The sequence below is a fragment of the Paenibacillus solani genome, assembly GCF_001277345.1.
Lineage (GTDB): Bacteria > Bacillota > Bacilli > Paenibacillales > Paenibacillaceae > Paenibacillus_AQ > Paenibacillus_AQ solani.
Map to the genome: position 1 here is coordinate 345,100 of NZ_LIUT01000003.1, position 25,126 is coordinate 370,225.

Here is a 25,126-nt window from a genome sequence, read left to right on the forward strand (position 1 = left end):
AACATAGCATGGAAATCTGCTTTCCTATAAATTTAAAAAAGCTGCGGTCCAGCTGTACATCGACAGCTGGACTGCAGCGTGAGGCGGCGTTTCATCGCGAGCCGCGTTTTTTGGCTTTAAGCAGGCGATCCATGGAGGAGCCTGCTTCCGGAGCCGGCCCGGTTCCCCCAGGCCGGCCGCTGCCGTCCCCCTGCGCCTTCGGCGGCGGGGGAGGCGGTGTAGGCGCGCTGTCCTTGCGCGCGCCCTGGCTTGCGGCCGGCTTCACCTGGGCCGGCCGCTCTTCCCGCAGCGGGGCATCCACCCGCTGCGAATCGTGCGCCTCCGGCGGGGCCTTACGGCCCACTGCCGGAGCTGCGCGGGATGCCGAGGCGGGGTTCCCGCCCCCGGCACTGCGGCCCGCACCGCTGCGCTCGCGTGCGGGCGGGGCCTGCGGCGGAGGCTTCGCGGAGCTGCCGCCGTAGAAATCGGCGGCGCGGGCTTTGCGCGCCGCCAGCCGCTCGAGACCCGCGTCACGCGCGGCCTCGCGGGCAGGAGCCGGCCGCCTGCGGAGCAGGGCGGCCATCCTAACGCCGATAGCGCCCCATGGCAGAGCCAGGCGCCGCACGGCGATGTCGGCGACCCACAGCAGCAGGGCCGCCACCAGCAGCGGATAGCTCCAATCATGGATCTGCATCCGCGAGGTTGCCTGCCGGTCGAACACTTCGGCCGGGTTATCCCAGGATAAGACGCGGCCACCCGTCGCTTCGGCCAGCCGTTTCAGAGCTTCCTCACCGCTGCCGGAAGCCAGCCGGTATTCCGGTGAATACGGCACAACGAAACCGGTGCCAGGGGCAGCTTGCACCGCCTCTTCCCCGCTCGCGTCCTCAAGGGACATGAGGTAGGCTCCCGGCTTCGATACGTTAACAAGTCCGGTATAACGGCCCGGCGCCTCTTGGGTGAGCTCCACAGTCTGCTCGCCGGCTTCATCATCCCCGATCACTGCAGTAAGCTTCTCCGGAGGATTTTCGCCCACTGCAGTCACTTGCAGCTTCACTTGATTGCCTGCCGTCTCAGTAGTCACTTCATACGGCGATGACGAAAACTGCGGGAACGTCCACTTCACAATTTCCGTCAACGTATTGGCAAAGCTGGGCCAGGACACCCACTCCCTCGACCATTTACCGCTTAGATCACTCGTCCAGGCTACCGTTCGGCCGGATCCATACTGCCAGCGCGACAGGATCGGGTCTGGCTCGGGACTAGACAGAACCGTCTGAGCAGAGGACTTCGGCGTTGCGGCTACATATCCATATAGCCCTGGTACGCCCTTTTGGAATAAGCTTGCCCAATCACCAGCATTCTGAACGGCCGGAACAAAGGGTTTATCCACGATATAGGATTTGGCGAGCATCACGGCCTCTCGGCTGAATACCGCGGGCAGCGTCGTTTCATCCTCTACGAAATAATAACGGCCTTTGGCTGCCTCAGCCAAGGATTGAAGCAGGTTCGTGTCGGCATCCATCCCTACCGCTACGGAAGACATCGTAATTCGGTTCTCCACCATCGTATCCGTAAGATCCTGATAACCGGGATTCATAGCCGATTGCCCGTCGGTCATCAGAATGATATGCCTGCGCTGCGATTTAATCTTCAGCATCTCCTCAAGCGCTGAAGAAACGGCCGGATAAATATTGGTCCCACCAGCGCTTGGGATCGACTGGATACTGCTGAGCACCTCTTCCTTATTTCCGAGCTTCTGAGGCGGAACGACCCACCACGGCTGATCATCAAAGGCGACGACGCCGACCGTATCCTTGGCTCGCAGCAATTCCACTGTTCGCATCGCTGATTCTTTGGCCAATTCGATCTTGTCGCCATCCATACTGCCTGAACGGTCAATGACGAGGATGAGACCAAGCGATGGAATTTCCCGCTTGCCTTCAAGCTCCATGGAGACTGGCAGCGCCTTTTCGATTGGGGTTTTAAAATATCCGCCCATCCCAAAGCTGTCCTCACCCCCAGCCATCATAAATCCGATGCCGAAGCTTCGGACGGCCTGCTCGATCAGCTCCATCTGCTTTCCGCCAACGTCACTGCCTGACACATTATTAAAGATGATGCTGTCGTATACGGCATACTTGGCCGCTTCCAGCGGAAGCAGTTCCGGTGGAATCACTTCGGTGCCAATCATTCCCGACTCGAGCGCAGCTTTTATGTTGCCAGACGTGCCCGGTGTGCCTTCCACGATCAGCACGTTCGGCGGACCTTCCACACGGGTAAAATCGAACGCTGCATTGTTAGCCGATGCCTCATCCCCATCCATGAAGATTTCGGCACGATAGCGGTGGAGTCCCGGATTCTTGGCCAAGCCTTTCACGGCATACCGATTCTCACCAGGAGTTACGTCCACGCGTTCCCGCCCGATCTCCCGGTTATCCTCGTAAATGCGCAATTCACCAGAGGTTTTGAATGTGCTCCGAATCATGACTTCCACGTAGAAAGACTCCGCCTGATACAGCTTATCCGGCACCTTCAACTCCTCAACAGCGGCGTCCTTGATCACCTGCTTCGGGGCCGGCAGTACATCAACCGCAATTCCCCGATCCTTGAGCAGCCTTCCCGCTGCTGCCATACTGCCTACATTCTCTTCTCCATCCGAGATCAGCACGATTCGCGAATCACTTTTACCCTGAAACAAGCTCCCGGCAAGCTGAAGACCCGACTCCAAACCGGTAAACTGCTGCTCCAGCAGCGCATTTAAAGATGCGCCGGCGTTCGTCGCAGTGGATAAGCGCCGCTCCACGGCGCCTTCAAGGCCGGCAGACACAATGGCCGTGCCATCCTTCTCCCCTTTTGCCGCAAGAGACTCGTTGATCCAGCTTGTGATCCGTGCCGACTCCCCCATACTGTCCGAACGGTCTGCCATATACACGACCTGTTTATCACGGAGTACGGTAAAACCATGCAGGCCCGAAATCATAAGGATCAATAACAGAATGACACAGGTTCTCAGGAACAAGGCCAGTTTCTTGCGAAAGCCGCTTAACCGAAAATCCGATTTGTATGCGTAATAGAGAAACACGCCTGCCGGAATCAACAGCAGCAGAAGCCATGGTTGGCTAAATTGAACGCCCACGCTGATACACCCCCCATTCCGCTGCGACCACAGCCAATGCCAAGGCTGCCAGCCATGGCATTAGCGAACCGGCACGACTTGCATTTTCGCTGTGCGTGGATGACCCGTCACGATCACCAGCTGTCGTATCATCCTGGTTCGATGATGTTTGACTAACAGGCGGACCCTGATCTATGCTCCACTCCGCCTCATACGGGTCTGCCGTTACGGCCAGCCAGTAACGAAGCTTCTCCCCCGCCTCATTCTGCTGTTCAAATGCGTACAACCCAGGGATTTCCGGCACGATCTGTACTGGCGATACCCCTTGCCCATTACGGAGAGCTTCCTCAGGTGAGATTCCGTCGGCAAGTGCAAGACCGTTCTTGGGTACCCACTGAGCCGATACCGTATCCGCCGCAATCGGAATATCCGCTTGCGCACCGGCCATATATCGACCAAGCCCGCTTCCTTTGCCTGAAGTCATCCACTCCAGCACATTGCTGACCATGACCGGAAATTCAGGTGATAACGGAAGATCACTGTCCTGAAGCAGAAAATTGAAGGACAATCGAGGTCGACCGCTTTCATTCCCTGCATAGACGATGGGTTGATCCCCAAGCTTGACGACAGCATCCCCCCAGGCCGGGGTTTGATCCAACAGCGTCCCGAAATAAACGCCTGATAGGGTAACATAATTAGTCACCGGATGCTTGGCAAGAATGGGGCGTCCTCCTTGGTTTCCAACTTTGTCGCCTTCTCCGCCGATCGTCCACAGTGGCGTTTTGACAGTCAGCTCCGCCCACTTCCCCTGCCTGAACCCTGCGGGGACGGCCCCGTCCATCACGAGCAGATCGAATTCGCCTTCAGGTACGGGCGGTGTTTCCGATGCTGCGCTGTCCTTGTCCGCTTGGGTACTTGAAATCTCATCCTCATCCTTCTTGCCTTCGGCATCATTCCAGGCAACCCGGGTGACTTCGGCTCCACTCAACTGCAGTGCCTTTTCCAGAAACAAGTTGCCTGAAGTCAGCAGCAACACGCGCGAAGATCCGTGCCCGAGTCCAAATGCAAAAGATTGATTATCTGCCGCGTACCCGTCTTCCCCGGATAGCTCAAGCCGGTATACCTCCGCAAACGGGAGATCGGTAAAAGATTCCGTTAATTTCTTGCCCGGCGAAAGCTCCAGCACCTTGCTGGTCAGCAGCTGTTCATCCCCATAAAGATTTACTTCGGCCGAGACGGCCTCCTTGGCATTCGTGCTGAGAACCGCAACCGCCCCGTAGGATGAACCCAATTCTCCCTTTGCCGAAATGCCGAATTGATCAATGGACACGTTGTAAGGAAGCTCGCCCTGCACCTTCTCTACGGATACTGGAACCTGAAATGCTATAGGCACCGTATCCTGTTTCCAGTAGCTATCCGTAAAAATGACCACCTCTGCATCAGGCTCTTCCCGCGTTAGAGCCGAGGCAAGCGACAGGGTTTCCCTATAGGATGCTGCCCCATAATAAGGACGCAAGCCATCCACCGCTTTATTAATAGCAGTACGGTCGCTTTCATGGGACAACAGCGTTACTGGACTTGCTCCCATAGACAGCAGCGTAATCTCGCTTCTTCTTCCTTGATTCTTTACATAGTCCCTGATTCTTTCCTGCATCAATTGCAGCCTGGTAACTGCTTCTCCCTCTGCCGAAGGCTGCATCTGCGCGCTCATGCTGCCCGAGGTATCGGCAACGATGACGACATGGGCGCTTCCTCCACCCGACACCTGCAAAAAGGGCTGCATCAGTGCGAAGACCATGAGTGCTGCAGCAAGCAGTTGGAGCCACAGCAGAAGCCGATTCTGCAGCTTCTGCCAAGGCCTGTTGGCCTCCAGGTTCCGCAGCACGCGCTCCCACAGCAAGTGGCTGGGAACAGTTGTATCTACATATTTTCGTTTGAACATATACATGAGCACAATGGCCGGCAACGTTAAACCGAACCATAGACTCAGCCAAGATTGAATCCCCAAGTTGTTCCCTCCTTACTCCCATGGACCCCGACTAGCCAGACTTGCCTATGATCCCCGAGTATCTCGATGAGGCTATCCATCTCTTCTCATTATGATGAGTCTTTCTGTTTATGAAGTCCTTCTCTATCCAGAGACCAAGCCAGCTCCCGCAAGGACTCCAAACATGGCATCCGTAAGCGGCATGTCGGCCGGAATAAGCACATAGGACATTCCGCGTTCCGCACACACACGGGACAGCATCGTCCGGTAACGCTCCAGCTCCTCCTTGTAAGCTTCAAGGACCTTCCCCGTCAATGCTACTTCCTTGCCGCTCATCGTTTCACTGTCAACCAATCGCAAGTCGCCCGTTAATTTAGGTTCCAGCTCTTCCCTTGATAATACATGCACCAGCACGACCTCCTGCCCGGTACCTGACAAAAGGGAAAGCGCCCTGAACAATTCCTCTTCGCCGCCCTCCAGCCAAAAATCGGAGAACACCCAGGTCATTCCCGGCTGTCTTGGCAAGACACCAGGAACCGCAAGCGCCGCCCCCAAACTGCCCTCACCACCCGTTTCTGCCCCTTGCAGAAACGAAAACAGTCGATGGGCCGAGCCCTTTCCTCTCATAATCGGAAGGCGAGCATGAATCGAACGACTGTAACAGGCAATCTGCAGCCTGTCGTAGGATGATAATGCCATATAGCCAATGCTGGCAGCGAGTTGGCGCGCAAGGAGCCATTTCTTACTTCCCTTTCCCCCTGCCGGATCATCGGCGGCTGGTTCCATAGGCGATGAGATAGCGGTTCCCATGGATGCGGAACAGTCTACAAAAATACTTACGGTCAGCTCCTGCTCATCCATAAATTGCCGGACGAATGCTTTTCCCGTACGAGAATAAACGCCCCAATCAAATCTGCGGACATCATCACCGGGAGCATATACCCGGTAGTCGGCGAACTCGAGGGATGAACCGAGACGGCGGGATCGTCTTTTCCCCTGCAGCGTTCCAGCGACCCGTCGTTTGGCATCAACACTCAATCGCTCCAGGCGCGGAAGCCATTCCGGAGGAAGCAGGTATTCTCCCCCGCTCACGCGGATGCCTCCAATGCTTGCAGAACCTCCTGAATGACATGGTCCGTCGTAATGCCGAGCGCCTGCCCCTCGAAATTCAGAAACAAACGATGGCGCAGCGCAGACAGAGCTACGGCACGGATATCGCCAGTTGATACATGCATGCGTCCGCTGCACAGAGCCCGCACTTTACTCACAGAGATAATGGACTGAATGCCCCGCGGCCCGGAACCGAACTGCACGTATTTACGTACCGCTTCCGGTGCTGCTGCCTCGTCCGGATGCGTCATCATCAGCAGGCGAACGGCATAGTCCAGCATTTCGTCTGCAACAAGCACTTCCTTGGCTCCGCGCTGAATCTCCAGCAGCTCGTCCCCAGTCATTTGCCGTTCCACCTGGAATTCATGAGAAGACGTCGTCCGTTTCACGATTTCCTTCAGTTCATCCGCGCTGGGATAGGTTACCTCAATCTTCAGCAGAAAGCGGTCAAGCTGCGCCTCAGGCAATGGATACGTCCCCTCATTTTCCAGCGGGTTTTGCGTTGCGAGCACGAAGAAAGGCTTAGGAAGCTGATGGGTTACCCCACCGACCGTAACGGTCTTCTCCTGCATGGCCTCCAGCAAGGCACTCTGGGTTTTTGGCGTAGCCCGGTTGATTTCGTCGGCAAGCACGATGCTGCTGAACAGCGGGCCCTTTTGAAAGGTCATTCCGGTGTCACCATGCTGTCCGAATGACAGAATATTGGTGCCCGTTATATCGCTCGGCATCAAATCCGGCGTAAACTGTATACGGGAAAAGGACAGTTCCAACGCTTCGGATACAGTGCGGACGAGCATCGTTTTGCCGAGACCAGGAATCCCTTCCAGGAGTGCATGCCCTCCTGCAAAAATACACCACAGCATCTGCTCAACGACATCCTGCTGTCCGACAATCACCTTGCCGATATGTTCCCGCAGGCCTTCTATTTTCTCCATCCATTCCTGCGGCCTCACTGCTATGTCCGACATGGATTCAACCTCCATCTTCTTGGTAAAATTCAAATGAAATTCAATGGCTCATTTTATCTTCGGTTATCTTTAAACCCTCACGGATTCGGATTGATTTGCATGAAATATTCCTCAACCAGACCTTGCATTTGGTCCGGCAGCTGATTGCGGCCCAGCGTTTTACGCGCCTCGGCCTCGTAATCGCGGTACACTTCCTCATAAGGCCTCGACATGCCGGGAACTGTCGGTGAAACGCCGCCCTTCTGAACATCTCCGCCGCCGCCCTTGATCTCGCCGGAATCATTCTGTACATTGCCGCTGCCCTTGTAATCCCGCGGGATCGTCACAAGCTCACGGCCGCCTGTGCCAAGACCGGCTCCACTTCCGGTTCCGCTGCCTGATCCACTGCCGCCCGAGCCCGAGCCGGAACCTGAACCTGCACCGCTTCCCGAACCGGCTCCGCTGCCAGCGCCTTGACCTTGTCCAGTCCCGCTACTTCCTTCGCCGGAGGAATCCTCCGAGCCTTCGCCTTGTTCGCCTGAGCCTGCGCCGGAACCAGCCAGAGCCAATGCTTCAGCACTGCCGCCGCTGCTCCAGGCGTCGGATACCGACATCCCTGCTGCCGCCATCTGATCGGCTAAGCTTAGCCCCTGTGAAGCAAGGGCAGCTGCCAGCGAAGCAGCAGACTGCGACTGACTATCTGAAGCTGCTTTGGATTGCGCTGCCTTGGCTAACTCCTCGGCCAGCTGCTGAAGCGCTTCTTCCAGCTCTTGCGGCAGCTTGCCCTCTTGCAGTGCATCGGCTGCTTTCTTAAGCTCTTGCTCCAGCTTCTTGTCTTCCATCTGTTTGGCAGCTTCTTCAGCAAGCTTTTTTAAAGCATCGGACAGCTCGTTCTTCTCTTCCTGAGACATCTTCTTCACTTGCTCGGTGAATTTTTTCATTTCCTGCTTCAATTGATCGGCCATACCTTCGGCAAGCTTCTTCCCGACTTGGGATAACAGCTTATTCTGCTGCATTTTTTGGGCGAGCTCAGACATCGCCTTTGCTTTTTCCTGCTGCTGTTTCGCCATCTTCTCCAGCTCTTTCATGGCTTCTTCCAGCTTCTCAAGCGCTTGCTCGGGATGCTTTTCTTGCTTCAGCGCTTTTTTTAAGGCATCCAGCTTCTCCTGCAGCTTTTTCCTGTCGGCAGGAGCGAGCGTTTCTTTCTGAAGCTCTTCCGCAAGCTTTTCGGTTTTGGCTACCTGTTCCTTCATCCAGTTTTGCTGCTCTTTAGCTGCTTCGACCTTCTTATCCATCGGATTCGGGACAAAGGCAAAGATGACCACGGCAACCAGTGTGACGCTGCAGAGGAGGAACTGTTTTTTTCGACGAGGAGAAGGGAGCCGCTCCGGTAATTGCTCTGCAAAACGCGCTCCGTAACGCTCCGCCTGTTCCCGCTGCCATTTGACTGCCTGCGATTCCTCTTCTTTAAACGATAATGCCGTCACCATCATATCGCTTCGTTCCGTTCCGCCCGAAGACTGATCCATTGCGGATGCAGCCTCTTCGATTGGCACACGGTACAGCCATCCCCATATCAAACCTATAAAGCCTGCACCAACCGGAAAGGCAATGTATGCGTAGGTAAGCCAGGTTATGGGTACGAATCTCCCAAGCACCAGGAGCAGCAGCAGCGCGGCAAATCCTGCCGTAAGTCCGTATAATGCATACGTAATGAGGCGGAATCGCTGCAGCCGCGCTCTGGCGGCTTCAATAAAGCGCATAATGTTGTCCACTGCACTTCCTCCTTATCCTGAGCTTTGGAATGTTATACTTCGTTACCTGCTGTCTCCTGTCCTTGTGGTGGCTGAGCTGAAATCTTAACCTTTCGTTTCCGTCTTGCGACAGGCCGAATATTCCGTATGGCTACCCACAAGGCAAGAACGATCACAACCGAATATACGATGAAGAATTCCAGCCACAACTCGATGGGCGCCTTGCTGTTCAAACTACCGCCGCGCAGCATGAATACCTGCTCCGAGAAGGAAGGGTTAAACAAACTCATCATCGCCCCTGCCGGATTCAGACCAAGCAAATATCCAACCCAGGAGTAACTCCCCGGTACGATCGGCTGCCCGCTTTGATACATATTCCGCTGCTCAATACCCATGAAGAACAGATACAGCAGTCCTGTTACAAGAAAAATAATAAGCCCAGCACCGTAGGTAACAATGATCGCCACGATGGTTCTTTTGAATAATGTAGAGAACATGACCCCAAGCGAGCCGAGCAGCAGCATGACAAATAAATAAAAGATAAACACAGAAACGAGCTGCTTTGGCGAAATTCCTCCGTACAGAAAAACAATGCTGTAGACCGGCAGTGTGGCCAGCACGATGAGTGCCATAAAGCTAAGTGCAGAGACCAGCTTGCTTAGCACGATGGTGGCTGAGCTCTGCTGGGTTGTCAGCAGCATGCTCAGCGTTTGCTTCTCCCGTTCGCTGCTGATGACCCCGGCGGTCAGTGCTGGCGCCATAAACGCAATGAGCACAAGTTGTGCAAAACTGAGCACATAAAACATCATTTGGCTCATTTGCGGATCAAATCGTTGAGGCCCTCGCTGCCCTAAATATAAGAAAAGATATATGAAGCCCATTGCGATGGCGCCAAGGGCCAACACATACAGCAATACGGACAACATCGAACGCTTTGAACGCATCCGCAGCCGAAATTCTTTGTCAATGACCGGATTGATTAGCGCTTTACTCCAATTCATTCGCGGGGTCCCCCTTTGGTAATTTCGAGGAATACATCCTCCAGATTGCTTTGTGCTTCCTGAAACGAAACAATCGGAATCTCCCAGGAAACCACCTGCCGCAGCAGAGCGCTTTGCTGCACATCATCCCCGCTGTAATGGACATGAACGCCGGTATTATCCGTCAATACCGATGTGACATGAAGTTCGTCCCGCAGCTTCTCGGCCAGTTCCTCTTCCCGCTCCAGCGTGCGGATGTGGATGACCTTTTTGACGCGGAGACGGCTTTGGATATCAGCCACCTTGCCTTGAGCCACCATCTCGCCATGCTCGATCACACCGATTTCATCCACCATCTCAGCAAGCTCCGGCAGAATATGCGACGAAATGATGATGGTCTTGCCCATAAGCTTCAATTCTTTCAATATTTCCCGCATCTCGATCCGGGCCCGCGGATCAAGACCCGAGGCCGGCTCATCCAGAATCAATACATCTGGATCATGCACCAAACAGCGCGCCAGGCATAAACGCTGCTTCATTCCGCGTGATAGACTGTCCACGTACGTATCCGCCTTGTCGCTCAGGTTCACCAGCTCAAGGAGCTGTGGAATGAGCTGCTCCCGCTCAGCGCGCGGAATACCGTAACTTGCTCCATAAAAATGCAGGTACTCGGTAGACTTCAGCTGATCATACACACCAAAGAAATCGGGCATGTAGCCTATCCGCTTGCGGACCTCCTTGGGATGCTGAGTCACGTCATAGCCGCCGACTTTGGCAACGCCAGAGGTTGGCAGCATCAGGGTAGCCAGTATGGACATGGTCGTGGATTTGCCTGCTCCATTCGGACCAACAAATCCAAATACGGTCCCTTTTTCGATATGAAGACTAATGTCTTTGAGCGCATGAAATGTACCGTATTTTTTGCTCAGATTATGAATCTCGATCATTGCGTGGCCTCCCCCTTCACAGACAGTTCCGGCATCATAAAGTTGGTTTGATCCTTAGCGGTGATCATGAACCTGATCCGGTTTCCTATAATATACTGCTCGGGATCATTGTTAATGGTAAATACATTGTTCGTGTCAGTAACAGGCTCCCATTCGCTCTTCTTCGCGTTCCAGATCTCCATCGTGACGTTATTGTTAAATTTGGTGCCTTTAATGGATAACTCCGAGTACTTTACATTACCTTCCGATATTAACGGGAATTCAGCGATCATGCTGCCTTGTCCCATCTCGACCCCATGAGGGTAAGCTCCGAACATCGGTGCATTCACCTGGGCTATTTCAGCAGACAGGAAACCATAAGGAATGTTAACCTTGCCGCTCAGCCCCCACTCCATCTTCACTGGTTGTACCCAGAAATTAAGCTGATCACTATCTACTTCGCTGCCTTTCAGCGTATAGTTCGTCAAATGGTCTTTGCTCCATCCCAAAATGTAAGCATCCTGGCCCACCATCCCTCTCGAATACCCGTAATTAGACAAAACATCCCGTTCCCTCTGTTTGGTGTCATTCTGCGAGTATGGGTACAGCATTCCAGATAAATCACCGCCTACAAACTTAATGATTTGTTTTGGATCCTGGGGAATGGCTTCCGTTCCCCCCTTATTGATATCTCCCAGCTTGTAAGCTTTGCCTCCAACAACCAGTGCTACCTCGGTCAAATCGTTAATGGTATCGTTCGTAATCTTACCGTTCAAATCCCCTTTATCATCCAGCTTTAAATCCAGAGACAGACGGCCCATCTCCTCCGTCCCTTGTCCTTCAATCCATACTTTGGCTAGAGACCATTGAGACATATCTCGAAGCTCCAGCGTTGTGGATTCCTGTCCCATACGGACAAAGCTGTTATTCTCACGCATTCCCCCAAACGTGTTCTGCGAGCCTCCCGTTTTCAAATACGTATGCTCGGGGAATTCAAGGGCATAATTGCCGCTGCGCGGCGTGAAGAATGCAGAGGCCGTGGATTTCACCGCGTCTCCCTGACCGTTAAGCTCAATCAGGTTGATGGTATGCGCGAGTTCCCTCGTTTTATCCGAGGAGCCCACCGCATAAACGGAAACGCTCGCAATGACAGCAATAATCGGGATCAAGAACCATGCCCATTCCCGCTTGTCCGCCTTCTTCAAAATAAAATAGAGAAGAGGGGCTACGATGACCGCATATATAATAAGCATCCATAACAGCAATGTGAAGGAAGGCATCTTGAGTGATGGAAAATACTCCAGCACATAACTCAAATTGTCCATAAGCGAATTGTAGTACATGCCATTTTGCGAACCCGTCATAGGAAGGTGATTGCGCAATACCGAAGCCCATGCATCCGGATGGCCGGCCCAGGAGCTTACCGGCTCCATGGCAAGGTCGTAGGCAGCATATTGAACGCTTCCCTGGCCATAAACATGCGAGGCAAATACAGGTTGACCGTCTGCTTTAATTCCGGTCTGTGCATCTTCCACCGCCGTCACGGTAGAAATGGTAAATGGCCCATCCAATTTCAGCGGTTTTCCGCCCAATTTTTCAAGCTCGGGCAAAGCGTTAACCGTCATCGTGCCATTTGCAACCACCGGAGCAATGTCGGCAAACGGCGCAGCTGTTTTGGCATAACCCGCACCACCCGCGAGTATCAGCGTCCCGCCGCCATTTACCCAATCCGTGATCGCTTTGCGCTGAGGCTCTGACAGTGTATCGGATGAAAAATTATTGATTACAATTACGTCCAGCCCGTTCAGCAGCATTGCATCCGCTGGAATGCTGGTCGGCTTGAGCGGGAATACATTCACGCTATTACCTTTGCCATTCAGGACGTTCATGAAATTCATGGTGTCCGGGTCATCGGACAAGACCCCCATAAGCGCGCCTTGGTAAGGGGAAGCTTGAACATAGTCCTTACCCGTAGCAAACGGGGTTTGCTTTCCCTTGGAAAAAGATCCTTCATAGAAGAGGATCTGGTTATTATCTTTATTTAGCACAGTACCCGGAATCCCGATAATGACTTCCTTCGGCGTATCCTTTGGCAGATCCACCTGCTGGACATAGGAGGTGTGATAACCATTGCCATAATTGCTTTGAATCTTCACGACAATGTCACCCGATATATCCCGATCGCTCGTTAGGGTCAGTTTGAGCGGATTCCATTTATCATGTTTAATCTTGCCTTGATACCCCATCTCGGATTGAATCCCAATCTTCGCACTGTCGGCGTAAACCTTTCCTGCCGGTATTGACAAGGATAAAGTCGCCATGATCAGCAGTACCATCAACGGCAGCAATATCCACGTTTTCTTAGTATAAAACGACAACTGATGATTCCCCTCTCCACATATAAATTGCTTTCCCACCACATATGACACAAAAATACGAAGACTTATGTAATGATTCTCTTCGAAGGTTCAACTATATTGACGAGTCGAAAATACAAAAAGTTTGGCATTTAATATCCAAAAACAATTCCATCCTGCATTTACAAAAAAAGAACCCGCTCCAGAAACAGGAGCGGGTTCAGGGTTATTCCATTGCAGCGTTAAAGTGTCAGGCTGCTCCATTATATGATCTATGGTATATCATTCCAATGAGCTGTTGGCCACGGATAGTGGCCGCAGAAGCGGGGTATTGCCCGTTTACTCTCTTCAACCTGCCTTACGCTGCTACGTCATTAGCTAAAAACTACCGTTTTATTGTTATGCACCAGAATTCGATCCTCAACATGCCATTTAACTGCTCTCGCCAGCACCACGCGCTCGATCGTCCGGCCAATTCGCTTCAGTTCGTTCACATCGTCCCGATGACTTACGCGCTGTACGTCCTGCTCAATAATCGGTCCGCCATCGAGCTCTTCGGTTACATAATGTGCGGTTGCCCCGATAATCTTAACGCCGCGGTTATAGGCTTGCGCGTAAGGCTTGCCGCCCACAAAAGCCGGGAGGAAGGAATGGTGGATGTTAATAATCCGGTTTCGGTAATGCTCAATAAAGGTCGGCGAAATAATCTGCATATAACGCGCGAGAATGATCATATCAATATCGTCACCGATGACGTCCAGTTGGCGTCTCTCCGCTTCTGGCTTCGTATCGGCCGTAACCGGAATATGGTGATAAGGAATACCAAATGATTCCACATATTCCTTCATGTCGAGGTGGTTGCTCACGACCAGTGCGATATCTGCATCCAGATCGCCTGCCTGCCATTGCCACAGCAGCTCTACCAAACAATGATCTTCCTTCGAAACGAAAATAGCCAATCGCTTCTTGCGTGCGGCATGATAGATATTCCATTCCATTTGGAATTGATCCGCCACTTCCCGGAAGGATTCCTCCAGTTTGGATAGCTTTGTGTTCAAATCCTCCAGATCAAATTCAACCCGCATAAAAAACATTCCGCCATCGGGGTCGATCGTATATTGATCAGACTGCACAATGTTTGCTCCATGCTCATGCAAGAAGCGGGAAACTGCCGCTACAATTCCTGGTCCATCCGGACAGGAAATCAGCATGCGGGCACGATTAGGGTACTGGCCTGCCGCTGATGATAAATCCTTCTTGATGTGAATATCCATAATACTAGGTGATCCTCCCTTATACTTGAGCAATATACTTCAACACTCTATGCTTGCAGGCAACCATTATAAATGCCTGACGAATACCTATATGAATGTCTGACGACGAATTTCATGATAGCCTAAAGACAACCTTCATGAAGGTTAGACGTCCATTTTTCAATAATTGGAGAGCGCCTCATCCAAAAAAACAAATCCGCATTCTGGGTGGAGGACACTCTCTATCATACTGCTTTACATTCAGATCAAAACCTTAATTAAGTCTCATTCCAATGGAACCTATGCCGTCAGGTTAGCTCCTGACAACCAGGCAATCAAACGTTGATTAATCTGCTCTTCTGACAAGTCGGACAGCAAACCTGCCGCTACGACCATATCATACAAACGTTCCATCGGTTCGCGAGGGTCCGCTTTTTTGGCTTTGGCATCATTCTTCAGGAGCGTCCAGGTATCCAGCACGAAAGGACGAGAGTTGATGCCTTCCTTATCAAAGAATGCACCAAGCTCTTGTACTTGCTGCACGAAATCAGGTCCGAAGCGCCCTTCCACATCACCGCGCAGCAGTGCAATCTCGATCTCATACATCGGCCGCTGCTTCTTCGGATCTTTACCGATCCAAGGTGTCTCTAGAATGAATGGTCTACCCTGCAGCTTCTCGTGATGAACCACTCTTTGAATGGCTTCATACCCGATCCATCCGGTTCCAATTGGTGTGTGACGGTCTTTACCCGCTCCACGCGGATTCTTGCTGTCATTCACGTGCACAACGGTTAATCTGTCGAGTCCGATCAATCGGTCGAATTGCTCAAGTACGCCATCCAGATCATTCACTATGTCATATCCTGCATCATGGATATGGCAAGTATCAAGGCAAATGGCCAGACGATCATTGTACTTCACCTTATCTATAATGGAAGCAATTTCTTCAAAGCTGCGGCCCATCTCAGTACCTTTGCCTGCCATGGTTTCAAGCGCAATCTTCACTTCGGTCTCATCCGTACCGCCAAGTACTTCATTAAGGCCTTCGGCAATCCGATCGATGCCATATTCCGCATCCTTATCGGTATATGCGCCGGGATGGAGAACGATGTTCTTCACGCCGACCGCATGTGTGCGGCGAATTTCCTCTTGCAGAAAGCTCACAGCAAGCTCGTACGTGTTAGGCTTGTACGATCCGAGGTTGATAATGTATGGCGCATGGACCACAATCTCATCAATCCCATTTTCCTGCATAGCCGCTCTGCCCTCTTCAATAAACATGGATTCGATCGGCTTGCGGCGTGTATTTTGCGGAGCACCGGTATATATCATGAACGAGCTGGACCCATAAGATTTGGCCTCAGCCGTTGCAGTCAGCAATCCCTTGTCTGAGAACGACACGTGGGAACCAATTTTTAACATGCTGTATCCCCCTTTTTTAACACACAATTACACCTATTTTAGCTTGTAAGTCGAAATAAATCTAGAAATGCGTTATAATTCTCGTGAAAGTGTCATGTGAAATAATCATTGAGGTGATATACAGATGCAGAGCACAGGAGCCGTTTTGGGCTATTTATCGTCCAGTGCACCGCCATCCTGGTTCATGTACTCCATCGCCTTCTGGGGATGGGTCATGCTCGGACTGATGGGTATTGGCGGATTTTTCATGTTCCGCAAGTTTCTCAAAGTGCTTCCCAAAGCAGATGGAAAATCTAAGCTCGATTGGCAAAATTACTGGGTAGAGCGAAGCCGCCCGCTATGGACCGATGAATCCAAAGCATTTCTGAACGAACTGGTGCAGCCTGTTCCAGGACCGTTCCGGGATATCGCCAAACACTCCATTGCAGCCGAAATCGGCAAAATCGCCGTCGAATCCGGCGCAACCGAAGTAACCCGGGATCACTGCATCAAAGGTTACATCGTGGCCACGCCAAAGCGGGATTACAAATTCCTGATGAATTTCCTCCAGAAGAAGGAAATCGACTACAAGCCTTATCAGCATTTAATTAACAAGTGATGACACAACCTAAATGGATCAATGGTTGTTCTCCTCAATTAAATGAGTAGACAACCGTATGATCCCAAAAGTATTCCCCCTAGTCCTTGAGAGAGGATTAGGGGGATTTGTTTATAATTTTGATAAATTGAAAGGATACAAATGAACTTGGCCAGGATATCAATCGCAGAGTAAGTATAATAGACTGTTATATGAAATATATACCAATAGACCTAGGAGGAAAGAAAAACGTGAAGTTTAAAATCGCTGCAATTATTATTCTACTATTTACATGCCTCGTACCAGCTGCAGGAGCGGCACCAGCCAATATCGTCAATGTAGATGGCGTTAAAGTGGGGCTGCGGCAGGCCCCTATTATGCGAGACGGGGTAACCTTGGTACAATTCGCTCCAATATTCAAAAGCCTTGGTCTCTCCGTGAAGTGGGATTCTTCTAAACAGCAAATTACAGGAACTAAAAAAGGAATCAACCTTGTGCTGACCGTTGGCAATAAAAACGCCTATATAAACGGCTCTCGTGTGCTGCTCGAATCTCCGCCTGTATCAATTAACGGAAACATATTCGTTCCCCTACGCTTTATTAGTGAAGCCACTGGAGCAACCCTAGCTGTAAAAGGAAATACCATAAACATAACCAGTTACCAAGGAACAGAGCCTTTTGTACCAAAGCCTGCTCCGATTCCACCAGTCAAAACGAAAACCGACAAAATCCAAGAGGAATTGGAATCCAAATACTCGAATCTCTCCTCTGGGAAACTGCACCTGAACAAGTTAACTTATGGTGTCAGAGACGATTCGGATACAATCTCCATCGCCGTAGAAATTTCGGATGAACAAACGATGCAAAACATTATCGACGCTTTTGACAGCAAACCTTCAACAGGTCATCTGTTGACCAAGAACATTGCCGACCATGTACATAAAAAATACGGGTACAAAAAAGTCTACGTATTTATCATTACATTCTTTGCGAGTTCCTCTTACCCAAGCGGATACGATGCCCAGTATAATGTTTTCGTTCCCGAATACAATATGTATGTTACACGCTGGCCCTTGTACGGAGGATCTTATAATTACTCGAAAAAGGTAGCTTACTGGTATTTTGACCCAACCGGCGATACGGAGTACATGATCTATTCTAGTTCGTTATAAATATTTTGTACGCACACTTCAATAATAGAACGAACCCCCGGGTATTATGGCAGGATTGCTGCCTTAATACCCGGGGGTTCCGCTTCTCTATGACATGCCGTATACATAACATGTCTAAGCCGTTCTGCATGTAATTCTTTAGTGGTAGGCGAAAGAAGATGAACTAATTGCGTAGTGCCCTAGTGATACTATGCTTTAATTACAAGAACGTAGGTTTACCATATGCCGCTTTTTACGAAAATATCATAATATGTATATACCCCATTACTATAAACTCTAAGTTTTGCGCTTCCTGGCTTGATTCCTCTAATAGTCGAGGGATATGTTACAGCTATTACATTCTGTATATTATCAACATATGGAGATTGTACCACTAAAAGTGTGGTTTTCACCGACGCGCAAGACCAAATTTTCGCTAGCATACGGAGATACAGAATTTGTATCAACAGGTGCAGCACTAGCACTCACACTTCCAAATAACATTGATACCCCTAATAGAGCACCCATTGTTAAAGATTTGATATTCATAATACATTACCTCCTTTAATTGGTATAATTTAACATTAACACAATGTGGAATATACCTCCTGAGGACTAGGTCTCATTTTAATCTTGAATTGCTTGTTGTTATATAAGGGATACTGTCGCTTAACCAAATAATGAGGAAAAAAACTTTAGATCTTATCAAGAAACCTGCCTGAAGTAGAGATCCGTTTTCTCAAGCAACAATTAGATGTGCTAAAAAAGTACAAGGAGGTGGAACCTCGAATCGTAGTTGATTGGGCGGAGACCGGTTGGGTAGAAGTATCTTTATCCCAAGCTTGTGCATGGCACGGGATCGCTCGTGCCACCTATTACCGCTGGAAGGCAACAAGAGTGCTGTTTGCGTGGCCGGTCGATAAGCTTCCGTCATGTTCATCGCCTGTAACATATCCATATAACAGAAAAAAAGCTCGCGGTATTGTACCGCAAGCTTTTTAGAAATCGTCGATAATACTTATTATGTTGATTCTGCCACTTATCCTAGTAACTTAGCTTTTTGTTTATCATCGTCCAGCACGAAGAATTAATACAGAGATAAGTCTGTGTCAATGTTGTGCTGACTCCATTGGGTTTTTAAAACAGTACTGGGAAGTGGGCTTATTACACAATTATTTCACACTAGCAAAAAATACTAGTTACAAGCCGAATTCCGATATTCTGAATCCCATCGGCTCCAGTCGGTGCCCCGATCATCTTCCCATATTGTAATTTTATATAAGTAATAGGTCTCTCCTTGATAAACAACTGATTTAGGAACATCACTTTTTTTAGGATAATCCTTCCAGGATAATCTGTATAATACTGCTTTACAGCTAGATGCATTAACATTGATTACTTCAGATGCGTTGACTCTTTCACTAATTGGCAAAACTGATGTCTGAGCTGATGCGCTCAAGGGTGCAACTCCAGAAACTAGTGTTAAAGCAGTTGTTAGAGATAGCAATACTTTTTTGTTAATCATTCAACAAACACCTCTCCATCATTATTTTGAAATGATAGCAATTTCTTGTTGACTAAATTAAATATATCATATTATGTATATTAATTCCAGTTAAGTTTTCACTACTTCATTCGGCGTTCATTGCTTCTCAGGTTGATTTGTCATACTGGCCGCGTCTTTATGACGCACTATTATTGTACTACATTCATTTATCACCCTTTTTCGGGCTATAACCAACCTCTGCCTCTTTATATATAATCTCGTATTAGTATTAACTCCTCCGCAATGTAAACGACCATCCGGCAATAATAAAAGCATCCCCTTCCATCAGAGGGTATTCTTTATATGGCACCATGGCCTCCCCCTTCAACACCGTACCATTTTTTGAACCCAGGTCCTTTAATACGTATTCTCCGCCTTCACGCGAAAGTTCTACATGCGCTCGTGAAGTCCCCACTCCCTGAGCAACAAATTGGGCTACGTCTGGCGAACGACCGATGATGAAATGAGGCTGGTGCAATTCAATCCGCTGTGGGGCGGCTGTATTCGGTTCGTTCAGCTCCAGATAAGCGCTTGGCGGGCGCTGCCCTGCTGGACGAGCCGCTGTCTCTCCGCTTAGCAGTACAGTTGCTCCCCCGGCCCCAGAGGAAGAAAGCACCTCTGTCCGTTGGGACAGCTGAGCGTAATAATCCCCCTGTCCTTCCTCATAAGAAGCCGAGGCTGCAGCCTCATGTCCGTGTGAATAATCATAGCTTTGCGACGGTGCAGAATAACGTTCCTGCCTCTCAGAATGGGATGGAGGCTCAGGAACTTTCCATCTCCAGCTCTCCTTGCCCTCCTCTGGGTCTGGAACGGCCTTCCTTGGATTGGTTGCCGGGTTGTCCGTTAGGAGTCCCGATAGAGGGTCCGCCTGAAAACGAGGGACCGTCTTCCACTTGGAATGCTCCTGCGAACCAAGCTCAGTTGATTCAAACATCGGCAGCGAATCGCTCCACTCGTCGTTCCTGCGTGAGAGAAGGCGAAGCTTTCCTGTCCAGCCAAGCCAAGCTGCTGCAGCAAGGAGGACCGTAATCCCAACCGACAACCCGAGCATCAGGCTATTCGGCTGATTCATATACAACAATCTCCAAGCCATAGCGGTTCCGAGCAAACATCCCAACAATATATAGGTGCGAACTGGTGAAGCTTTGTTATCATCCGTGGCTTCCTGGATGGTATCATCCTTATCAGATGGCCACGCAGGAACTGAACCCGAGTAACTGCGGTCCGGATGAGCATCGTTATCTTCGTATCTGCCCTTCTTCCCAAGCATTTCATTGGTACGTTCCGTCAAGCTTCGAATTAAACTCTGTTTATCTGTATTGGCATCTTTCTCTGCTTGGGGCATTGCTGCCCGGGTATTAGCTGGTTCTGTAACTACAGATGCGGGCTTGGAGAAGGCAATGTTTCTAGATTGGCTCGCGTTACTCGGCAAACTTTCATTCATGCGTGCAGGCACTCCTGAATTTGTTTGATTAACAGCACGGTGTTCATCACCATCTTCTCTCGCAAGCAGTTCAACAACCAGACTCTTAAATCCTTTAAGATTAAAGCTTGTATCGCTGCAAAAAGACATCAGCGCTTGGACTCCTCCTCCCCTTAACTCAGATACGGATGCTAGCAGTCTTGTCATTAACTCTTTGAGCAATATAGGGAGGTTTCTACTGCCTTCATCGTTGGCTATTACTGGGACATAGGTTAAATGTAAAGTACCCAGATTTAATGAACCTTCGATAAATAGGTAATCCTCATGGAGAATATAATTCTCCGGTTGCAGCATATACAACTTACTGTCGTCCAGAGCAGTCGCAATCTGCAGCAGCAATCCGTAATATTCGGTAAGTGTCATGCGCTCACTTTTTAAAGCCTGAGACAGCATTTTCTTACCGGTAATGTCATATTCCAGCGTTACTCTGAAATCGACTTCTTTTATGTGCAGCCTCAGAAGATGAGGAATCTTTGAAGAACGGATCATACCCAGCTGTACATGATTCAACTCGGTGGATGGGATGCCTTCAGGGCGATCCATCACCATGATTGTTCCGCCGTTCTGCTTAAAATCCGCTTTTAATCCGAACATAAGCGTCTCCCCCTACCCATGCAGTACTAAATAAGTGCTGATTACACCAGGAAGGACGGCAATCATAAATGGAAATCGCAAATGTTCCTCCTGATGGTTACGCCATGTCAGCCCGCTCTTGAAGATAAAGACTCCCACAATGCTGCCAGCAAGTTTGCGCAGCCGCTTCAACGCTTCGCGCCGCCACAACAGTATAAACAAACCAATAACCCCTGCAAATAGAACCGAATACATGATTCCCTGTACGGTAAACCATAGACCGGTCAAAGCACCGATCCCTCCGAACAATTTCACATCACCTGCTCCCACAGCCCCTATAAAATACATAAGCAATAGGATGAGGAACCCCGCACCAAGCCCCTTTAATGAAAAGAACAAGCCTTCCCATCCGTTCACAATACTATGATAGATAAGACCGGACAGCATGGCTGAAACGGTTAAGACATTCGGTATTCTCATCGATCGAAGATCTGTGAAGAAGGCTGCAATCAGATAAACGGCACAAACAATAAATGCAACGGCCATATGATATCAAAACTCCCTTGCTGAGACTATTCGAAGGAATAACATTTGCTTATTAGACACCCAAAACATCCGGCCTGATCATCGTCCATGTTACCCAAATGTCTTATTCCTTACGGGTGTTCAACTGTCTATTGAGTTTGAACTTCTAACACACACATAGTGCTGCCCCCAAGACTATGTTTTTCATACCTCAACCATCAGACCGCGCAACCACGGTAAACGGCACTTCGATCCGCTCCCCATCCGTTGTCTCAACAACAAACAGCCACGTACCCGGAGTTGTATTAAATCCCACATTCCATTCCCAGTCGATATATCCATTCTCGTCTGCCGTCTTCCACCCCAAGTATTTTGCTGTGCTCTGACCGCTCTTATAATAGACTGACAATTGAGCACTGCTGCCCGGCTCTACCTTCACTTTTACCGAAGCCTGTTTACTAGCGACCGCCGGATTCGGCTTCTCTAGCAGCTCGATAGCCCCGTTCGACTTGCCATCTCCTGTTCCCGAGCCCGCCCCTCCTTCGCCGGTATCGCCAATCCATAGTCGTTCTTGCGCCTTTGCCTGCAGCACAATACGCTTATTCAAGAAAGGAACGCGGATCGGAAGCGCGTAATTCACCTCTATACCAAAATATGGGCTAGCCCCGCTCTTCAGATTCGGAATGCGCACATTAGACACATGAATTCGGTCATAGTCCAGGAGATTGCCAGGCATAAACGGTTTCAGCACAGGCTTAAGCACGGGGTCCAGTACTGCTTCTATGGTTTGATTCTTGAGCTGCTGTAGCGGCTCCTCACCAGAGGCTACCGCATCCCTGACCCATTCATTAACAGGAGCAGGAAGTGAATCACTATACTTAGAGACCCAGTCAGCGAGCGACAGCTGCGGAATTTCCCAATGGGATGTGCTTGGCTCCCCTGTTCCGCTATAATCGGAATTGGCTTGTATTGCAAGAGAAATAGGGTACATATGGGCCGCCACAGTTTTGACAGTATCCGAAACTGTGCTTTGGAGTGCAGTGGATATTAATGTCATCTGCACGATATATATGAGAAATATGACAAAAAACATAAACATCGGCAGCACCAGAGCTGCTTCAACGACCATACTTCCTTGTTCGGATGCTCTCCTCTTACGAAATGGCTGCTGTATTCCTGACAATCGTCTCATACGAGTAACCCCTAATCCTAATAGGAGAAATCGGCCTGGCGCTTTACCAAGTAACGATTCCCCTGAACTTCATCCCCATCGTTTCCAAATACAACACCTATCGCTTTTGTCACCCCTGGTAAAAACCATAAGCGCATCGCCGTGCTGACTTCTCCAGAAGCGTAAGTGAATCGTTCGGCGGGATTGATGCCGGTGTTCAGTCGAATTAGCGCCAGCATACGCGACATCTTCTTCTCGTTATTGCTGTGAATGAACATAAATATCCGTAAATGATCCCTGTAAGTTAACTCAACGGGAACGTACTTGGATAACTGGACACTCCCCTTCTGACACAACCGAATCATGTCCTCTATCGCCTTCTCAATCCCGTACAATATGGCTGCTGCCAAAATCGCCAATGGATTTCCGAGTTTACTATTTACGATGAACCCTTCCATCGTTCGAATCGCAAGTCTGGAAGCAAAAATCTCTCCATAGGCAGCCGCTATATTTCCGGCTGGGTTATGAAACCCGTACAATATATACTCCACTTCCTGATTGCCAATAGCGAATTCCTCTATCATATCCCCGCCACTTTGGGACCCTCCCACGATTCCGGATAAATTCCCAATATCAAAATGCTGAAAGTAATGAACCGCATACTCATTCTGAAACAGCTCATCCCTGACTCCACCGAGCACGTTCCCCATGAATCCAAACATACCGTCCATATTATCCATCGCATTCTTACCTGCATCGTATGGATCGTCGTCCATTGGCCTCCCTTTATTCATGCTGTCCGCTTCAGCATTAAACTGAAGGCTGTCGTCATAGTACTGCTGAAGCTCACGAAACTCGTCCATAATAGCTTGATGATTCCCATTGAGCCCGTTGAGACTCTCGATGACCTTGGTTGCCTCCTTCAGCTTCTGCTTAGCTTGTTTCTCCATCGCCTTTCGTTCCTTATCCGATGTACGAAACTGCTCTAGGGCTGCCTGCTGTCGATCGATGATATTGCCGCTTCCTGATACCCCATAACTGGATATGAAGCCTTGCAATGAGCGGCTTGCTTCAAGAATTGGCCCCTTCATTCCTTCTCCGCCCCATGAGGATTGAAGAGAGGAAACAGCTTGGATAACTTGCTGAAAACGCCTTTCCTGATTCTCAATTTCTTGCCTGAAGCCATTCAGGAATCCATCATCGTGAATCAGCTTATCCGCTTGTTTACGTATGGATTCAATCATTTCCGCCTCTACAGCAGAAGAATTGGTCGATCCCGGTGTTACATCATTCGTGACCTGGTCATATCCAACGTTGGATGAACGATTCTCAGAGTCCTTAATGACCTGTTTCATCTCTTCATTCAGATCTCTGGCTTCTCCCCATAACTTATGAGCATCCGCAAGCAGCTTCTGATTCTCCCTCTGGAGCTGGCTTACCTCTCTCGAGATCTGCGAGCCCATCGAAGACATCGCGCTACGGTAGGCCATCAGAAGCAGCGTATACTGTTTCTCCTTAGGAGGCCTGTCCGCATCCTCTTGTTCTTTGACCTTATAATCCTCGTACTGTGATGCCAAGTCAGCAGCGCTGTACACACTGCCACCTAGCGAAGTATCGGGGATGGACTGCCCCGGCGGATCCATGACTAGCTTTGATAACTTCATAGCATTAGCCCCAGCCTTGCGCTGCTTAGCAAGCATCTCATCCAGCGCATCTTCCCGCTTGTCATACAATTTGCGAAGCTTTTTAAGAACATCTACTGTATTCGATGCTTCCTTCATTCCTTGTGACATAGGCTTAAACTTGTTGACAAGCTCCAGCGTGAAGTCAATTGGCGCTTTATATTTCATATCCTCGATAATCTGCCGGTTGAAGATATCATATGTACCCAGCTCTCGCTGCAGTTCAAGGCCAGAGCTGTCTAGTTCCAAAGCCATCAAAGAGAACGCATCACTTCGGTTGCCCGGGTTCAAAGTTTCATTAAGCACATTGCCCATAATCAGATCACCACTGCTGTCTCCAAGGGCATATAATCCATATTCCTTCTGCAGCTGCGGATCATAGGCCGACATCACGGATCGTACGGCTGCTCTTGTCAGTCTTTCGCTCTGCACCTTCATCGCTGCTATGCGGGAATAATCGATAAATACGGCTACAAACATGAATACCGCAGCCAAGGCAATAATCAAAAAAACAGAAACTGATCCATCCGTCGATCGCTGCCTATTTCTCTTTCTTCTGACAGAACGTTCTCGTTCTCGCTTCAACAT

20 protein-coding genes are annotated in these 25,126 nt (G+C 49.9%); 3 read left to right on the top strand and 17 right to left on the bottom strand.

Translation table 11 applies throughout. The annotated features are described in order from the left end of the window. Positions 1–91: 91 nt before the first annotated feature. From AM231_RS18900 to AM231_RS18945, 11 genes are all read right to left on the bottom strand, one after another. Positions 92–3,115: a VWA domain-containing protein gene (locus AM231_RS18900; protein ID WP_054404012.1), complete on the bottom strand. Its 3,024-nt coding sequence runs from the start codon at positions 3,113–3,115 to the stop codon at positions 92–94. Beyond that, positions 3,099–5,102, bottom strand: coding sequence for a vWA domain-containing protein (locus AM231_RS18905; RefSeq protein WP_054404013.1), 2,004 nt, complete (start codon positions 5,100–5,102; stop codon positions 3,099–3,101). Before AM231_RS18905 ends, AM231_RS18900 begins: the two co-directional genes overlap by 17 nt. Before the next feature lie 123 nt (positions 5,103–5,225). Next, on the bottom strand, positions 5,226–6,173 hold the full coding sequence (locus AM231_RS18910) for a DUF58 domain-containing protein (protein WP_054404014.1): 948 nt from the start codon (positions 6,171–6,173) through the stop codon (positions 5,226–5,228). Beyond that, positions 6,170–7,159, bottom strand: a complete 990-nt coding sequence (locus tag AM231_RS18915; protein WP_054404015.1) for an AAA family ATPase — start codon at positions 7,157–7,159, stop codon at positions 6,170–6,172. The genes AM231_RS18910 and AM231_RS18915 overlap by 4 nt, the downstream gene beginning before the upstream one ends. A gap of 77 nt (positions 7,160–7,236) precedes the next feature. Continuing rightward, positions 7,237–8,913: a phage tail tape measure protein gene (locus AM231_RS18920; protein WP_054404016.1), complete on the bottom strand. Its 1,677-nt coding sequence runs from the start codon at positions 8,911–8,913 to the stop codon at positions 7,237–7,239. Positions 8,914–8,945: 32 nt separating this feature from the next. After that, positions 8,946–9,893: an ABC transporter permease gene (locus tag AM231_RS18925; RefSeq protein ID WP_054404017.1), complete on the bottom strand. Its 948-nt coding sequence runs from the start codon at positions 9,891–9,893 to the stop codon at positions 8,946–8,948. Next, on the bottom strand, positions 9,890–10,819 hold the full coding sequence (locus AM231_RS18930) for an ABC transporter ATP-binding protein (RefSeq protein ID WP_054404018.1): 930 nt from the start codon (positions 10,817–10,819) through the stop codon (positions 9,890–9,892). The genes AM231_RS18925 and AM231_RS18930 overlap by 4 nt, the downstream gene beginning before the upstream one ends. After that, positions 10,816–13,176 carry a hypothetical protein gene (locus tag AM231_RS18935; protein ID WP_054404019.1) on the bottom strand — a complete coding sequence of 787 codons (2,361 nt, stop codon included), beginning with the start codon at positions 13,174–13,176 and terminating at the stop codon, positions 10,816–10,818. Before AM231_RS18935 ends, AM231_RS18930 begins: the two co-directional genes overlap by 4 nt. Before the next feature lie 90 nt (positions 13,177–13,266). Then, positions 13,267–13,419 (bottom strand): hypothetical protein, encoded by a 153-nt coding sequence (locus tag AM231_RS29680; RefSeq protein WP_207383640.1) that lies wholly within the window; start codon positions 13,417–13,419, stop codon positions 13,267–13,269. Between the two features lie 110 nt (positions 13,420–13,529). Beyond that, positions 13,530–14,429, bottom strand: a complete 900-nt coding sequence (gene purU, locus AM231_RS18940; RefSeq protein ID WP_054404020.1) for a formyltetrahydrofolate deformylase — start codon at positions 14,427–14,429, stop codon at positions 13,530–13,532. 279 nt (positions 14,430–14,708) lie between these two features. Beyond that, complete coding sequence (locus AM231_RS18945; protein WP_054404021.1) at positions 14,709–15,830, bottom strand: deoxyribonuclease IV; 1,122 nt, start codon at positions 15,828–15,830, stop codon at positions 14,709–14,711. A 124-nt stretch (positions 15,831–15,954) separates the two neighbouring features. Here AM231_RS18945 and AM231_RS18950 point away from each other — a divergent pair, with 124 nt between their 5' ends. After that, positions 15,955–16,428, top strand: a complete 474-nt coding sequence (locus tag AM231_RS18950) for a DUF2621 domain-containing protein (protein WP_054404022.1) — start codon at positions 15,955–15,957, stop codon at positions 16,426–16,428. A gap of 230 nt (positions 16,429–16,658) precedes the next feature. Further along, complete coding sequence (locus AM231_RS18955; protein ID WP_054404023.1) at positions 16,659–17,579, top strand: copper amine oxidase N-terminal domain-containing protein; 921 nt, start codon at positions 16,659–16,661, stop codon at positions 17,577–17,579. A 351-nt stretch (positions 17,580–17,930) separates the two neighbouring features. Here AM231_RS18955 and AM231_RS29180 read toward each other — a convergent pair whose 3' ends face one another. Beyond that, a complete protein-coding gene (locus AM231_RS29180) occupies positions 17,931–18,107 on the bottom strand; it encodes a hypothetical protein (protein WP_165593439.1) in 177 nt (58 codons plus the stop codon). 228 nt (positions 18,108–18,335) lie between these two features. Between AM231_RS29180 and AM231_RS29685 the strand changes: the two genes are divergently transcribed. After that, the gene (locus AM231_RS29685; RefSeq protein WP_131724780.1) at positions 18,336–18,560 is read left to right on the top strand and encodes a hypothetical protein; all 225 of its coding nucleotides are present in this window, start codon (positions 18,336–18,338) and stop codon (positions 18,558–18,560) included. A gap of 193 nt (positions 18,561–18,753) precedes the next feature. Here the strand turns inward: AM231_RS29685 and AM231_RS28875 are convergent, their stop codons facing one another. From AM231_RS28875 to AM231_RS18980, 5 genes are all read right to left on the bottom strand, one after another. Beyond that, positions 18,754–19,083 carry a hypothetical protein gene (locus AM231_RS28875; RefSeq protein ID WP_131724781.1) on the bottom strand — a complete coding sequence of 110 codons (330 nt, stop codon included), beginning with the start codon at positions 19,081–19,083 and terminating at the stop codon, positions 18,754–18,756. Between the two features lie 250 nt (positions 19,084–19,333). After that, positions 19,334–21,181: a DUF6382 domain-containing protein gene (locus AM231_RS18965; RefSeq protein ID WP_054404024.1), complete on the bottom strand. Its 1,848-nt coding sequence runs from the start codon at positions 21,179–21,181 to the stop codon at positions 19,334–19,336. Positions 21,182–21,193: 12 nt separating this feature from the next. Further along, a complete protein-coding gene (locus AM231_RS18970) occupies positions 21,194–21,706 on the bottom strand; it encodes an A24 family peptidase (RefSeq protein ID WP_054404025.1) in 513 nt (170 codons plus the stop codon). 190 nt (positions 21,707–21,896) lie between these two features. Next, positions 21,897–22,877, bottom strand: a complete 981-nt coding sequence (locus tag AM231_RS18975; protein ID WP_054404026.1) for a TadE/TadG family type IV pilus assembly protein — start codon at positions 22,875–22,877, stop codon at positions 21,897–21,899. Between the two features lie 17 nt (positions 22,878–22,894). Next, positions 22,895–25,126 carry a hypothetical protein gene (locus AM231_RS18980; protein ID WP_054404027.1) on the bottom strand — a complete coding sequence of 744 codons (2,232 nt, stop codon included), beginning with the start codon at positions 25,124–25,126 and terminating at the stop codon, positions 22,895–22,897.